This window comes from Pseudomonas sp. MDT2-39-1, assembly GCF_054898085.1.
Map to the genome: position 1 here is coordinate 4,047,501 of NZ_CM142716.1, position 15,302 is coordinate 4,062,802.

General features: G+C 59.5%; 8 protein-coding genes and 2 rRNA genes (1 of these 10 only partly in view). 9 read left to right on the top strand and 1 reads right to left on the bottom strand.

Translation table 11 applies throughout. From position 1 onward, the window contains the following. The 8 genes from ACYZTM_RS18985 to ACYZTM_RS19020 all read left to right on the top strand — a co-directional run. A 23S ribosomal RNA gene (locus tag ACYZTM_RS18985) occupies nt 1-544 on the top strand; it begins 2,348 nt to the left of the window's first position. Between the two features lie 154 nt (nt 545-698). Next, nucleotides 699-814: ribosomal RNA gene (gene rrf / locus ACYZTM_RS18990) — 5S ribosomal RNA — on the top strand. Between the two features lie 154 nt (nt 815-968). Beyond that, on the top strand, nt 969-4,421 hold the full coding sequence (gene recC, locus ACYZTM_RS18995) for an exodeoxyribonuclease V subunit gamma (protein WP_461984030.1): 3,453 nt from the start codon (nt 969-971) through the stop codon (nt 4,419-4,421). After that, nucleotides 4,418-8,107 (top strand): exodeoxyribonuclease V subunit beta, encoded by a 3,690-nt coding sequence (gene recB / locus ACYZTM_RS19000; RefSeq protein WP_461984032.1) that lies wholly within the window; start codon nt 4,418-4,420, stop codon nt 8,105-8,107. The genes recC and recB overlap by 4 nt, the downstream gene beginning before the upstream one ends. After that, a complete protein-coding gene (recD, locus tag ACYZTM_RS19005) occupies nt 8,104-10,212 on the top strand; it encodes an exodeoxyribonuclease V subunit alpha (RefSeq protein ID WP_461984034.1) in 2,109 nt (702 codons plus the stop codon). Before recB ends, recD begins: the two co-directional genes overlap by 4 nt. A 117-nt stretch (nt 10,213-10,329) precedes the next feature. Beyond that, nucleotides 10,330-10,905, top strand: coding sequence for a YfiR family protein (locus tag ACYZTM_RS19010; RefSeq protein WP_461984036.1), 576 nt, complete (start codon nt 10,330-10,332; stop codon nt 10,903-10,905). Next, the gene (locus tag ACYZTM_RS19015) at nt 10,902-12,170 is read left to right on the top strand and encodes a diguanylate cyclase domain-containing protein (RefSeq protein WP_461984038.1); all 1,269 of its coding nucleotides are present in this window, start codon (nt 10,902-10,904) and stop codon (nt 12,168-12,170) included. Before ACYZTM_RS19010 ends, ACYZTM_RS19015 begins: the two co-directional genes overlap by 4 nt. A 5-nt stretch (nt 12,171-12,175) precedes the next feature. Beyond that, the gene (locus ACYZTM_RS19020; RefSeq protein ID WP_178083861.1) at nt 12,176-12,679 is read left to right on the top strand and encodes an OmpA family protein; all 504 of its coding nucleotides are present in this window, start codon (nt 12,176-12,178) and stop codon (nt 12,677-12,679) included. Here ACYZTM_RS19020 and ACYZTM_RS19025 read toward each other — a convergent pair. After that, nucleotides 12,676-13,623, bottom strand: coding sequence for a LysR family transcriptional regulator (locus ACYZTM_RS19025; protein ID WP_131060851.1), 948 nt, complete (start codon nt 13,621-13,623; stop codon nt 12,676-12,678). The two genes, ACYZTM_RS19020 and ACYZTM_RS19025, sit on opposite strands and share 4 nt — an antisense overlap. 149 nt (nt 13,624-13,772) lie before the next feature. Between ACYZTM_RS19025 and ACYZTM_RS19030 the strand changes: the two genes are divergently transcribed. Further along, complete coding sequence (locus ACYZTM_RS19030; protein WP_461984041.1) at nt 13,773-15,299, top strand: CoA-acylating methylmalonate-semialdehyde dehydrogenase; 1,527 nt, start codon at nt 13,773-13,775, stop codon at nt 15,297-15,299. Nucleotides 15,300-15,302 lie beyond the last annotated feature (3 nt).

The window sequence follows — 15,302 nt, forward strand, 5'->3', positions numbered from 1 at the left end:
CGTCGAGCAGGTACGAAAGTAGGTCTTAGTGATCCGGTGGTTCTGTATGGAAGGGCCATCGCTCAACGGATAAAAGGTACTCCGGGGATAACAGGCTGATACCGCCCAAGAGTTCATATCGACGGCGGTGTTTGGCACCTCGATGTCGGCTCATCACATCCTGGGGCTGAAGCCGGTCCCAAGGGTATGGCTGTTCGCCATTTAAAGTGGTACGCGAGCTGGGTTTAGAACGTCGTGAGACAGTTCGGTCCCTATCTGCCGTGGACGTTTGAGATTTGAGAGGGGCTGCTCCTAGTACGAGAGGACCGGAGTGGACGAACCTCTGGTGTTCCGGTTGTCACGCCAGTGGCATTGCCGGGTAGCTATGTTCGGAATAGATAACCGCTGAAAGCATCTAAGCGGGAAACTAGCCTCAAGATGAGATCTCACTGGGACCTTGAGTCCCCTGAAGGGCCGTCGAAGACTACGACGTTGATAGGTTGGGTGTGTAAGCGCTGTGAGGCGTTGAGCTAACCAATACTAATTGCCCGTGAGGCTTGACCATATAACACCCAAGCAATTTGAGCGTAAAAGCCAGATTGCGGTGTGTGAAGACGAAACGAACCGAAAGTTCGAGATGCTCACAAAACACCAAACTATCGCATACCCATTCGCTGGAGCGTGAACCTGAAAAGGCCCACGACCTGGCTACCGAATTTCTTGACGACCATAGAGCATTGGAACCACCTGATCCCATCCCGAACTCAGCAGTGAAACGATGCATCGCCGATGGTAGTGTGGGGTTTCCCCATGTGAGAGTAGGTCATCGTCAAGATTAAATTCCGAAACCCCAATTGCGTAAGCAGTTGGGGTTTTGTTTTGTCCGCAGGAAAGTTCGTACAGCAACATCGGACGGGTCCCGGCTGTCACAGTCTCCCGACAATGCTAAGGTTCGGCCCTAGCTTTTGTATTTTCCCAAGGAAGCCCTTATGCCGGACGCGACGTCCCTCAGTGCTGGTTTTATGGTGGTTCACGGTAATCGCCTGGACGAGTTGCGCAGCCTAGTGGTCAGTTGGATGCGGCGCTACCCACTGGCTCCCTTGGAAAATGAAATCGCCCTGGTACAGAGTAACGGCATCGCCCAGTGGCTGAAGCTGGCTCTGGCCGAAGACCCGGAAGACAACGACATGGGCGGCTGCGGAATTGCGGCAGCGATCGACGTTCAACTCCCGGGCAGCTTCATGTGGCAGCTCTATCGCATGGTTCTTGGGCGTGATGAAATCCCGGTCAAATCCCTGCTCGACAAGGCCCCTCTGACCTGGCGTCTGATGCGTCTGTTTCCGCAACTGATCAATCAACCACATTTCGAACCGCTGCAACGCTTCCTTACCAACGACACCGATCTACGCAAGCGCTATCAGTTGTCTGAGCGGCTGGCGGACCTGTTCGACCAATACCAGGTATACCGGGCCGACTGGCTCGAAGACTGGGCAGAAGGTCGTCATCAATTGCGAAACGGCAGAGGCGAAGCCAAACCCCTTACCCCGGCCAACTGCTGGCAGGCAGAGTTATGGCGCGCTCTGTTGCTGGATGTGGGTGAGCAAGGCATGGCGCAAAGTCGTGCCGGTGTTCATCAACGGTTCATCGAACGTATCAACAGCCTCGACGTGGCACCCAGTGGTTTACCTTCTCGGGTGATCGTTTTCGGGATCTCCTCTCTCCCGGCACAAGCTCTGGAAGCTCTCGCCGGACTGGCGCGATTCAGCCAGGTTCTGCTTTGCGTACACAACCCATGTCGTCACCATTGGGCAGACATCGTCGCCGATAAAGACCTGCTGCGGCATCAATACAAGCGCCAGGCTCGCAAGAGCGGCATGCCTGTTGTGCTCGATCCGCAATCCCTTCACCAACATGCTCACCCGTTATTGGCGGCATGGGGCAAGCAGGGGCGGGACTACATCAATCTGCTCGACAGCTACGACGATCCAAACAGCTACCGCTCGGCATTTCGCGATGGGCGCATCGACTTGTTCAGCGATAGCCAGCCACAGAACATGCTCAACCAGCTGCAGGACGACATCCTTGAACTGCGCCCCTTGAACGAAACTCGCGAGCGCTGGCCGGCTATCGATCTGCATCAGGACGAGTCGATTCGTTTCCACATCGCCCATAGCGCCCAGCGGGAAGTGGAGATCCTCCACGATCAGTTGCTCGCACGCTTCAGTGCTGATCCAGACTTGAAGCCACGCGACGTGATCGTGATGGTCCCGGACATCGACAGCTACGCACCGCATATCCGTGCAGTATTCGGTCAACTTGATCGCTTCGATCCGCGCTTCATTCCCTTCACACTCGCGGATCAAGGCCAGCGCGGTCGCGATCCACTGCTGATTGCTGTCGAACATCTACTCAAGCTGCCCGACAGCCGCTTCCCCGTCAGCGAGATCCTCGATCTGCTGGATGTTCCTGCACTGCGCGCTCGCTTCGGTGTCGAGGAACGTGACCTGCCAACCCTGCACCGTTGGATCGAAGGCGCTGGTATTCGCTGGGGCATGAATGCCGAGCAGCGCGCGGGTTTGGGCTTGCCTGAGGAACTGGAGCAAAACAGTTGGCGTTTCGGTCTGCGCCGTATGCTGCTCGGTTATGCCGTCGGCAGCGCCACTGCCTGCGAAGGCATCGAGCCTTACGACGAGATCGGCGGTCTGGATGCTGCGCTTATCGGTCCTTTGGTCGCACTGCTGGATGCGTTGGAGATTGCCCACCAGGAACTGACTCAACCTGCCGCGCCCAAGCAATGGGGCATTCGGTTGCAAGCGTTGGTGCAGCTGTTCTTCCAGGCCAGTAATGAGCATGACGACTACTTGCTGGCCCAACTCGAAGAACTGCGGGAAACCTGGCTCGAGACTTGCGAGTCAGTGGGCTTGCTTGATGAGCTGCCGTTGACCGTGGTCCGCGAAGCCTGGCTGGCAGGCCTCGACCAGGGTCGCCTGTCCCAACGCTTTCTGGCCGGAGCGGTTAACTTCTGCACCTTGATGCCTATGCGAGCGATCCCGTTCAAACTGGTCTGCCTGCTCGGGATGAACGACGGAGATTACCCGCGAGCGCAACCGCCGCTGGACTTCGATCTTATGGGCAGCGATTACCGCCCGGGAGATCGTTCCCGGCGCGAAGATGACCGCTATCTCTTGTTGGAAGCCCTGTTGTCGGCACGTGACCAACTCTATATCAGTTGGGTTGGCCGCAGCATTCGGGACAATAGTGAGCGTCCCGCTTCGGTACTGATTGGCCAACTCCGCGATCACCTCGCAGGCGGCTGGCGATTACAAGCCGACAGTGAAAAGCTGCTTGAGGCCATGACTCAGGAACACCCACTGCAACCCTTCAGCGCCCGCTATTTTCATGAAGGTGATGACCTGTTCAGCTTCGCAAGTGAGTGGCAGGTGCTTCATCAGGCCGGTGAACAATCGGCTGATATCCAGGCCCTTGATGCCTATGTTCAAGATGAGCCGCTAAGCCTTGGTCAATTGCAGGATTTCCTGCGCAATCCCGTGCGACATTTTTTCAGTCAGCGACTCAAGGTGTTCTTCGAAGCGGCTGAAGCACCCTTGGCCGATGAAGAGCCGTTTGTACTCGATGCGCTCCAACGCTATAGCCTCAGTGACAGCTTGCTCGAAGCGGCACTCGAGCAACTGGATAACGCCGCTCATGCGCTTGAGGCCCAAGCAAAACGTCTGCAAAACAGCGGGCTCTTGCCCATGGCCGGTTTCGGCGAGTGCCTGCAGCGAGAGTTGATCGAGCCATTACCGGATCTGTTGCAGCGTTACCAACAGCTCCTGGCGTTGTGGCCGACACCGCTCACCAGTGCGGTGCCAGTCAACCTGGAACTGGAAGGTCTGCGCCTGGAAGGCTGGCTCAGTGGCCTGCATCAACGTGCGGACGGGGGCTTGCTGTCGATCACCACGATTCCCAACAGCATCGGTTCGATCAAGACCCGCAAGTGGCATCGCCTGACGCGACCTTGGGTCAATCACTTGGTCGCTTGCGCCAGCGGCATGCCGATGACCACCGCGTTAGTGGCCAGTGACGACAGTCTGCTACTAGCCCCTTTGGAGGAGGGTCCAGCACGTCATGCCTTGAGTAACCTGTTGCAAGCCTGGCAAACGGGCATGTGCCAACCCCTTCCGATTGCCGTGAAAACCGCCTTCGCGTGGCTCTCTCAAACTGACCCGGCCAAAGCCGACGCCGCCGCCCGCAAGGCCTATGAAGGCGACGGTCAAACCACCGACGGCGAGCGCCGCGAAAGCCCGGCACTCGCCCGGCAGTTCGCCGATTACGATGCTCTGATTGCTGACGAGACCTTCCCCGATTGGTGCAATGCATTGTACAAACCGATGCTTGAAGCCCCCTGGCGTTCATTGACCAGCGAGGAGGCGCGCTCATGACCACGAAGACGCCGCTGGCCCTGGCATTCCCCCTGAGCGGCAGCCAGCTGATCGAAGCCAGCGCCGGTACTGGCAAGACCTTTACCATTTCCGCGTTGTACCTGCGTCTGGTCCTCGGTCACGGCGGTGAATCGAGTGGATTCGGACGTGAACTGTTGCCGCCGCAAATACTCGTTGTAACGTTTACTGATGCCGCGACCAAAGAGCTGCGCGAGCGTATTCGCACCCGTCTTGCCGAAGCGGCGCGATACTTTCGTGATGAGACCGAGGCACCCGACAGCCTCATCGCTGAATTGCGTGATCAGTACCTCCCCGAACAGTGGTCCGGCTGTGCAAACCGTCTGGACATTGCCGCGCAGTGGATGGATGAAGCCGCCGTCTCGACCATCCACAGTTGGTGCCAGCGCATGTTGCGCGAGCACGCGTTTGACAGTGGCAGCCTGTTCACCCAGACCCTGGAAACCGATCACAGTGATTTGCTGGGCGAGGTCCTGCGCGATTACTGGCGGCTCTTCTGCTACCCGATGCAGGGTGATGCGCTGAGCTGGGTCCGGGGTAATTGGGGTGGGCCGGCGGCGTTATTGCCGCGCGTACGCAGTTTGTTCGCCAGCGAGCGTGACAGCGTTGAAGGTAAAGAGCCTGCAGAGCTGATCACCGAGTGCTTGCAGGAACGACGAATAGCCTTGCTTGAACTCAAGATGCCATGGCGCCAATGGGCGGATGAACTGCTTGCCATCTGTCACCAAGGTGTTGCGAGCAAAAGCGTCGACGGTCGAAAGATGCAGGCCCGTTACTTCGAACCCTGGTTCGAAAAACTGAAAGCCTGGGCCGAAGATGAGTCCCTCGAGCAGCTGGATATTGGCACGGGCTTCACTCGTCTGACTCCCGACGGCATGGCCGAAGCCTGGAAGGGCGACGCCCCCAGTCATCCGGGGCTGGACGCCATGCCCGGCCTCAAAACCAGTCTCGACGGATTACCGACCCCCGACGCTGCCGTTCTGCAACATGCCGCTCAGTGGGTTGGCGCACGGTTCGAGGAAGAAAAACGTCGCCGTGCGGAGATGGGCTTCGATGACATGCTGCTGCGCCTTGATGCGGCTTTGCAATCCGATGGCGGTGAACGCTTGGCGACCCTGATTCGCGAGCAGTTTCCGGTGGCGCTGATCGATGAGTTCCAGGACACCGATCCGGTGCAGTACCGGATTTTCGAAAGCATTTATCGTATCGAAGACAACAATCCCGAATGCGGGCTGTTTCTGATCGGCGACCCCAAGCAAGCGATCTACGCGTTCCGCGGCGCCGACATCTACACCTACCTGCGCGCCCGCCAGGCCACCGCTGGCCGTCTGCATACCCTGGGTACGAATTTCCGTTCCAGCCATGGCATGGTCAGAGCGGTTAACCATGTGTTCGAGCGCGCCGAGTCTCGTGAGCAGGGACGAGGTGCGTTCCTCTTCCGTGAAAAGAACGGTGAGAACCCGGTGCCGTTTCTGCCCGTTGAATCCCAAGGGCGCAAAGAAGTTCTGCACATCGATGGCCAGGTCGTGCCCGCCCTGAACATCTGGCACCTGTCTGCCGATCAGCCACTGTCCGGCGCGGAGTACCGACAAAAACTAGCCGCTGCTTGCGCCAGTGAAATCACAGCATTACTCAATGGCGGCCAAGAAGGTCGGGTAGGTTTCACAGAGAAGGACAAAGACTTCAGAGGCCTGCTGCCAGCGGACATCGCGATCCTGGTTCGCGACGGCAAAGAAGCCCAGGCCGTACGCGGCGAACTGTCTGCACGCGGTGTGCGTAGCGTTTACCTGTCGGACAAGGATTCGGTGTTCGCCGCTCAAGAAGCCCACGACCTGCTGACCTGGCTCAAAGCTTGCGCCGAGCCGGATGTCGAGCGGCCGCTGCGAGCCGCGCTGGCCAGCATCACGCTGAACCTGTCCCTGGCGGAGCTGGAGCGGCTGAACCAGGACGAGCTGGCTTGGGAGGCGCGGGTCATGCAGTTCCGCGGTTATCGCGAGCTGTGGCGCAAGCAAGGCGTGCTGCCAATGCTGCGGCGCTTGCTGCATGACTTCCAGTTACCTCGATCACTGATCGTGCGCAGCGACGGCGAACGTGTACTGACCAACTTGCTGCACCTGTCCGAATTGCTGCAACAGGCCGCTGCCGAGCTCGATGGCGAGCAAGCGTTGATTCGTCATTTGTCCGAGCATCTGGCGTTGTCCGGTCAGGCTGGCGAAGAACAGATCCTGCGTCTGGAAAGCGACGAGCAACTGGTCAAGGTCGTGACCATTCACAAGTCCAAGGGGCTTGAGTATCCCTTGGTATTTCTGCCGTTCATCTGCTCGGCAAAACCCGTGGATGGCAGCCGTTTGCCGCTGCATTATCACGATGCAAACGGCAAGGCGCAGGTGACCTTGAAGCCGACGGTCGAGTTGATCGCACTGGCCGATGATGAACGTCTGGCCGAGGATCTGCGTTTGCTCTATGTCGCCCTGACCCGGGCGCAACATGCCTGCTGGCTCGGTGTAACTGATCTCAAGCGCGGCAATAACAGCAGCTCGGTGCTGCACCTTTCTGCGTTGGGTTACTTGCTGGGCGGCGGAGCCTCACTGGCCGAGTCCGCAGGGCTGAAGCGTTGGCTCGAAGACCTCCAACAGGACTGCCCGGCACTTCTATACGGTGATATGCCGCAAGCAACGGCCGAGCATTACCATCCCCCACGCAATGACGCGAGGTTGCTTGCGCCGCTGATACCCAAGCGCAAGGCCAGCGAAAACTGGTGGATCGCCTCTTACAGTGCCTTGCGCATCGGCGACAGTCTGAGCGTTGGCAGTGACGAAGCCCCGGAGAACCCGCAAGCGCAAAAGCTCTTTGACGACGAACGTCTCGATCCGGAGGCACCACGAGAAGTGGCCGCCGGTGGTGCCGATATCCATCGATTCCCCCGCGGCCCTAACCCCGGCACCTTTCTTCATGGTTTGCTGGAATGGGCTGGGGATGAAGGTTTTTCTGCCGCTCCGCAAGTCGTGGAAGACGCCATTGCCCGTCGCTGCAATCGCCGTGGCTGGGAAGGCTGGATCACCACGCTGAGCGATTGGCTGCAACACTTGCTCAAGTCCTCGTTGCACCTCGGCGAGGGGCAAGCTCCGGTCGTATTCCAGCAGCTCACCCAATACCGCGTCGAAATGGAATTCTGGTTCGCCAGTCATAAAGTCGACGTGCTCAAACTTGATGAACTGGTGCGCAAACATACCCACAACGGCGTCGCCCGGGTGGCCGCTGAACCGGTATTGCTCAACGGGATGTTCAAGGGCTTCATCGACCTGACGTTCGAGCACGACGGCAAGTATTACGTCGCCGATTACAAATCCAACTGGCTGGGGCCCGATGACGTGGCTTACACCGAACAGGCCATGGAACAGTCGATTCTCGACAATCGTTACGACCTGCAATACGTGTTGTACCTGCTGGCCCTGCATCGCCAGCTCAAGGCGCGGCTTGCCGACTACGATTACGACCAGCATGTCGGTGGCGCGCTGTACCTGTTCTTGCGCGGTACGCGGGCATCCACCCAAGGCGTGTACTTCGCCCGTCCACCCAGAGAGCTGATCGAGCATCTGGATCGTCTATTTCAAGGCAAAGCAGAACCGAAGGCCGAACCCGCCTGGGAACAGGGAGTACTGCTATGAGTCGCACCTTTGCCGATTTGCTGCCCACGCCATTGGCAGCCGAAAGCCTGGCGGACCTGGCGCCCCTGAGTCGCGCCGATGATTTGTTGCTGTTGCTGACGCGCTGGGTGGAGCGCGGCTGGCTGCGAGCGCTGGACAAGGCCTTCGTGGCCTTCCTCCACGAACTGGCTCCTGACGATGATCCGTTGGTGTTGCTCGCCGCCGCATTGACCAGTCACCAACTGGGTCACGGCCATGTCTGCCTGGACCTGTTCGAGACGCTCAAAGCGCCGGATTTCGCCCTGTCGCTGCCACCCGAAGGCGATCTGCTAAGTGGCGCGATGTTGTTGCCGTCGCAATTGCTTGAAGCGCTGGACGGCGCCCATTGGTGCAGGGTCCTGGCGTCCAGCCGTCTCGTGGCGCTGGCCGTCGATGGTCGTGAGGATGCGCAATCCCGGCCGTTGGTTTTATCGGGCAAGCGCCTGTACCTGCGCCGCTATTGGGTTTACGAACGACGCATCGACAACGCCCTGCGCCTGCGCTTGGCTGAACAGGAAACAACGCCGAATGATTTACTCCAACGCCTGACAGGTTTGTTCGGTCCAGCCCAATCCGGCGAGGTGATCGACTGGCAAAAGCTCGCTTGTGCCCTGGCTACCCGTAGTGCATTCAGTATCGTCACCGGCGGCCCGGGGACCGGCAAGACCACCACGGTCGTGCGGTTGCTGGCATTGCTCCAGGCGCCGGCGGTGGAAGCTGGAAAACCGCTGCGCATTCGTCTTGCCGCACCCACCGGCAAAGCGGCGGCCCGGTTGACAGAGTCCATCAGCCAGCAAGTTCGGACGCTGGAAGTCGATGAAAAGGTAAGAAACAAGATCCCGTCTGACGTCACCACCGTGCACCGCTTGCTTGGTAGCCGGCCCGGCACCCGGCACTTCCGTCACCATGCCGGTAATCGCTTGCCACTGGATGTACTGGTGATAGACGAAGCCTCGATGATCGACCTGGAAATGATGGCCAACCTGCTCGACGCGATGCCGGCCCATGCCCGGCTGGTGTTGCTCGGTGACAAGGACCAACTGGCATCGGTGGAGGCCGGTGCCGTACTGGGTGACCTTTGCCGCGACGCCGAGGACGGTTGGTACAGCCCGCAGACCCGCCAATGGCTGGAGTCGGTCAGTGGTGAAAGCCTGAAGGCCAGCGGTTTGCAGGAGGACGCTGACGGAGCTCACCCCTTGGCCCAACAAGTCGTGATGCTGCGTCACTCACGTCGTTTCGGTGAGGGCAGCGGTATTGGCCAACTGGCCCGATGGGTTAACCAGCAACAACCGGAGGAAGCCCGCAAGCTGCTGGCTGCTCGAAGTCACGACGACGTGTTTTCCTTGTCCCTCAAAGGTGAGCAAGACCGGGCGCTGGAACGCTTGCTGCTCGAAGGCCATGGCGACGGGCCGCAAGGTTATCGTCACTACTTGAGCCTTCTTCGCAGCCAACGGCCAGCGCTCGACAGTCTGCTCGAAGATTCACGCTGGGCCGATTGGGCGCGTCAGGTGTTGCAAGCCTTCGACGCCTTCCAATTGTTATGCGCCGTACGCAAAGGGCCGTGGGGCGTGGAGGGGTTGAATCAACGGGTGACTGCCGCTTTGCTCAAGGCTCGACTGATCGACAGCGACCAGCAGTGGTACGAAGGCCGACCCGTATTGATGACGCGTAATGACTATGGCCTCGGTTTGATGAACGGCGACATCGGCATTGCTCTCAAACTGCCGGAACGTGACGGGCCTCTAGCAGGGAAGCACGTGCTGCGTGTCGCGTTCCCGCGCAACGATGGCCAGGGTGGCGTGCGATTCGTTCTACCCAGTCGATTGAATGATGTCGAAACGGTTTACGCCATGACCGTCCACAAGTCCCAGGGCTCGGAGTTTGCCCATACGGCATTGATGCTGCCGGATGCCCTGAACCCTGTACTCACCAAGGAATTGATCTACACCGGGATCACCCGGGCCAAGAACTGGTTCACCCTGATCGAACCTCGTGCCGGGGTGTTTGAGGAGGCTGTGCGGCGTAAGGTCAAGCGCTTGAGCGGGTTGATGCTGGAGTTGGAAGATGGGAATGATACGAGCCATTGAAAGGGTGGCGCGGGACGACGGAAACTGTCCGAAGTGCCGTAGTGCGGGGCCTCGCTGGGGTATCAACGCTATGCTATCGTTGCGGCATCATTTCGCAACATCGAAGAGAATCCCTGCATGAAGGTGGCTGTCTGGACGACAGGGCGCGTCGTTGGCTGCAAGCAGGTGCTGCTCGCGGGACTTCTCTGCTTGCTGAACGGTGCTGTGCTCGCTCAATCGGAAACTCCGGTGAGCATGGCCGACCAACGCGCCAGATCGGTCACCCAGGTCGTCCTCGGGATTCTCAGTTATGCACGTTGGCCTGTTGAGCCTGCGCAACTGCGCTTGTGTGTGGTCGGCCCCACCGAATACACCGACGACCTGGTCAAGGGCACGACCCAGGCCACTGGCCGGCCGGTCACCGTGCGACGGCTGTTGGCCGACAACCCGTCGATTGTCACTGAATGCGATGCGGTGTACATCGGCACATTGACCGGCGACGAGCGCAGCCAACTCTTCGCTTCGCTGACAGGGCGTCCGGTCCTGAGCATCAGCGAAAGCGATGATCAATGCACCGTCGGTAGCCTGTTTTGCCTCAGGGTCACTGATGATCAGGTGTCTTTCGAGGTCAACCTCGACTCCGTCGCCCGTAGCGGTGTGCGCATTCACCCCAGCGTGCTGCAATTGTCCCGCCGCAAGTCGGCGGCACCATGAGTCTATTCAAACCGGGTAGTCGCCCAACCTTGCGCTCGGTCATCGGCCGCGGGCACTTGATCGTTGCCCTGGTAGGCGTGGCCATGGCCAGCATCTCGCTGACACTGCTGGGTGTGTTGGCGTTGCGGGTGTATGCCGACCACAACCTGCACTTGATCGCGCGTTCAATCAACTACACGGTGGAAGCCGCGGTGGTGTTCAACGACAAAGCAGCGGCCACTGAGGCGCTGGCATTGATCGCCTCCACTGAAGAAGTCGCGGACGCTAAGGTGCTGGATGACAAAGGCCGGTTACTGGCGCGTTGGCAGCGACCGGAAACCGGGCTGTTCTCCGATCTTGAAGTGCAGATTGCCAAAACCTTTCTGGAAAAACCCATCGACATGCCGATCGTCCATCAAGGGCGGGAAATCGGCAGCATCCAGCTCACCGGTCATGGTGGCAGCTTGATGCGCTTTCTGCTCAGTGGCCTGATAGGCATTATTCTGTGCACGGCCATCAGCGCCTGGGTCGCACTCTATCTGGCGCGCCGACAACTTCGCGGGATCACGGGGCCTCTGCGCAGCCTGGCCGCCGTAGCCCACGCCGCTCGCAGCGATCGAGCATTCGACCGGCGCGTACCGCCCGCCGACATTGCCGAACTCGACAATTTTGGCAACGACTTCAATGCCTTGCTCGATGAGCTCGAGTCCTGGCAAACCCACCTGCAAAGCGAAAACGAAACCCTGGCGCACCAGGCCAGCCACGACAGCCTCACCGGGTTGCCAAACCGGGCGTTCTTCGAAGGCCGTCTGATTCGTGCGCTGCGCAATGCCCATAAGCTCAATGAGCGCGTGGCCGTGCTGTTTCTCGACAGCGACCGATTCAAGGAAATCAATGACAGCTACGGTCATGCCGCCGGCGATGCCGTGCTGGTCGCAGTAGCCAGCAGGGTTCGGGCGCAGTTGCGCGAAGAGGATCTGGTGGCCCGTCTGGGCGGCGATGAATTTGCGGTGCTGCTGACGCCGCTGCACAAAACCGAAGACGCCGAGCGGATTGCCGACAAGATCCTCGCCAGCATGGAACTGCCGATCCCGCTGCCGGGTAATACCCAGGTCTCGACTTCACTCAGTATCGGTATTGCCGTGTACCCGGATCATGGCGCCACACCGGGCGCATTGCTCAATGCCGCCGACGCAGCGATGTACCAGGCCAAGCGCCTTTCCCGAGGTGCACAACACACGTCCGGGTCGGAGCACCCGATCGCCCACGTTCAAATCAGGAGCTAATAGTTGTGTTCTTAATCACCCAGCGTTCCCTGCGATTTTTCTCGATCACCTTGTTCATGGCCGTACTGGCATTGACCGGATGCCAGACCGCACCGCAAAAGGGCCTGACCCCGGCGCAAATCGCTGTACTCAAACAGCAAGGTTTTGAACTGACCGATGAGGGTTGGGCGTTTGGTTTATCCGGCAAAGTGTTGTTTGGCAGTGACGACGACAGCCTCAACACCGCCAGTACCGAGATCGTCCAAAAAATCGGCAAGGCATTGCTCGGTGTAGGCATCGAGCGAGTGCGGGTCGACGGTCACACCGATGCCTCGGGCAAAGAGTCCTACAACGAACAACTCTCCCTGCGTCGCGCGAAAAGCGTCGGCAAGGTCCTGACCACGGTCGGAATGAAAGAAGAAAATATTCAGCAGCGCGGTCTCGGCAGCAGTCAGCCGGTGACGTCGAACACCACAGCGGCTGGCCGCACCGAGAACCGCCGAGTATCGATCGTGGTGAGCGCCGACTAATCGGCGAACAGCATCTCCCGGCTTTCACCCATCAACAAACCCTGATTCTGCTCAGTGACGGCGCGGATGTAATCCCACAACAGGGTAATCCGCTTGAGCTTGCGCAGGTCCTCCCGGCAGTACATCCAGAATTGCCGGGTGATGTTGATCTCATCCGGCAACACCGGCAGCAAGCGCGGGTCTTGAGCCGCCAGGAAGCACGGCAGAATCGCCAATGACCGTCCTTGCTGCGCCGCCACGAATTGCGCGATCACACTGGTGCTGCGCAGGTTGGCGCTGGCGCCGGGCAATACGTTCGCCAGGTACAACAGCTCCGAGCTGAACGCCAGATCGTCTACATAACTGATGAACGAATGCTTGCCCAAGTCGGCCGGGCGGCGGATCGGTGGGTGCTTGTCGAGATAATCCTGAGTCGCGTACAGCTGGAGTTTGTAGTCGCAGAGTTTGCAGCAGACGTACGGGCCATGCTCCGGGCGCTCCAGGGCGATGACGATGTCCGCCTCGCGCTTGGACAGGCTGATGAAGTGCGGCAGCGGCAGGATGTCCACCGAGATCGCCGGGTAGGCGTCGACGAAATGGCTCAGCTGCGGGGTGATGAAAAAGCTACCGAAGCCTTCGGTGCAACCCATGCGCACATGCCCGGACAGCGCCACGCCAGAACCTGAAACCTGCTCGCAGGCCATGTGCAGTGTGCTTTCAATCGATTCGGCGTAACCCAGCAACCGCTGACCTTCGGCGGTCAGGACAAAACCGCTGGTCCGGGATTTCTCGAACAGCAGAGTGCCCAATGCCGCTTCCAGCGAGCTGATGCGCCGCGACACGGTGGTGTAGTCCACCGCCAGGCGCTTGGCCGCAGTGCTGGCCTTGCGGGTGCGGGCGACTTCGAGGAAAAACTTGAGGTCATCCCAGTTCAACGAGCCTAACGACGTGATGTTTTTTTGCATGATGGACCGGCTTTTATGTGCGTTCTTATTAGAAGTTTGCACATCTATACTCCAAAAACAGTCCGACAACCAATTCGCGACACACGCCTCATCTCAAGGCGACTTATCCGCCTTGGCTCCCTGCATAACAACAAGTCCAGGAGACCAGCATGAACGCATCGCTCACGCCCAACGAAACCACCGTCCAGAAGGTCAAGCTGTTGATCGACGGCGAGTGGGTCGAGTCCCAGACCACCGAGTGGCACGACATCGTCAACCCGGCGACCCAGCAAGTGCTGGCCAAGGTCCCGTTCGCAACCGCGCAGGAAGTCGATGCCGCAATCAGCGCCGCCCATCGCGCCTTCCAGACCTGGAAGCTGACGCCGATCGGCGCGCGGATGCGCATCATGCTCAAGCTCCAGGCGTTGATTCGCGAACACTCCAAGCGCATCGCCGTGGTGCTCAGCAACGAGCAAGGCAAAACCATCGCCGACGCTGAAGGCGATATTTTCCGCGGCCTGGAAGTGGTCGAACACGCCTGTTCCATCGGCAGCCTGCAAATGGGCGAGTTCGCCGAGAACGTCGCTGGCGGAGTCGATACCTACACCCTGCGTCAACCCATCGGCGTCTGCGCCGGCATCACCCCGTTCAACTTCCCGGCGATGATTCCGCTGTGGATGTTCCCGATGGCCATCGCCTGCGGCAACACCTTCGTGCTCAAGCCGTCCGAACAGGACCCGATGTCGACCATGCTGCTGGTGGAACTGGCGATCGAGGCCGGCGTTCCGGCGGGCGTGCTCAACGTCGTTCACGGTGGTAAAGACGTGGTGGATGCACTCTGCACCCACAAGGACATCAAGGCTGTTTCCTTCGTCGGCTCGACCGCGGTCGGCACTCACGTCTACGACCTGGCCGGCAAGCACGGCAAGCGCGTGCAATCGATGATGGGCGCGAAGAACCACGCTGTGGTGCTGCCGGATGCCAATCGCGTACAAGCACTCAATGCGCTGGTCGGTGCCGGTTTCGGTGCCGCCGGGCAACGCTGCATGGCCACTTCCGTGGTGGTGCTGGTGGGCGCGGCCAAACAATGGCTGCCAGACCTGAAAGCACTGGCGCAGAAACTCAAAGTGAACGCCGGCAGCGAGCCGGGCACTGATGTGGGGCCGGTGATTTCCAAACGCGCCAAAGCTCGGATTCTCGATCTGATCGAGAGCGGCATCAAGGAAGGCGCCAAGCTTGAGCTGGATGGTCGCGACGTGACCGTTCCAGGTTTCGAGAAAGGCAACTTTGTCGGCCCGACCCTGTTCTCCGGCGTGACGCCCGAGATGCAGATCTACACCCAGGAAATCTTCGGTCCAGTCCTGGTCGTGCTGGAAGTCGACACCCTCGACGAGGCCATCGCACTGGTCAACGCCAACCCGTTTGGCAACGGCACGGGCCTGTTCACCCAAAGTGGTGCGGCGGCGCGTAAGTTCCAGACGGAAATCGACGTTGGCCAGGTCGGCATCAACATTCCGATTCCAGTGCCGGTCCCGTTCTTCAGCTTCACCGGTTCGCGCGGCTCCAAACTCGGCGACCTCGGTCCGTATGGCAAGCAAGTGGTGCAGTTCTACACTCAGACCAAGACGGTCACCAGTCGCTGGTTCGATGACGACAGCGTCAACGACGGTGTGAACACCACCATCAACTTGCGTTAAGGA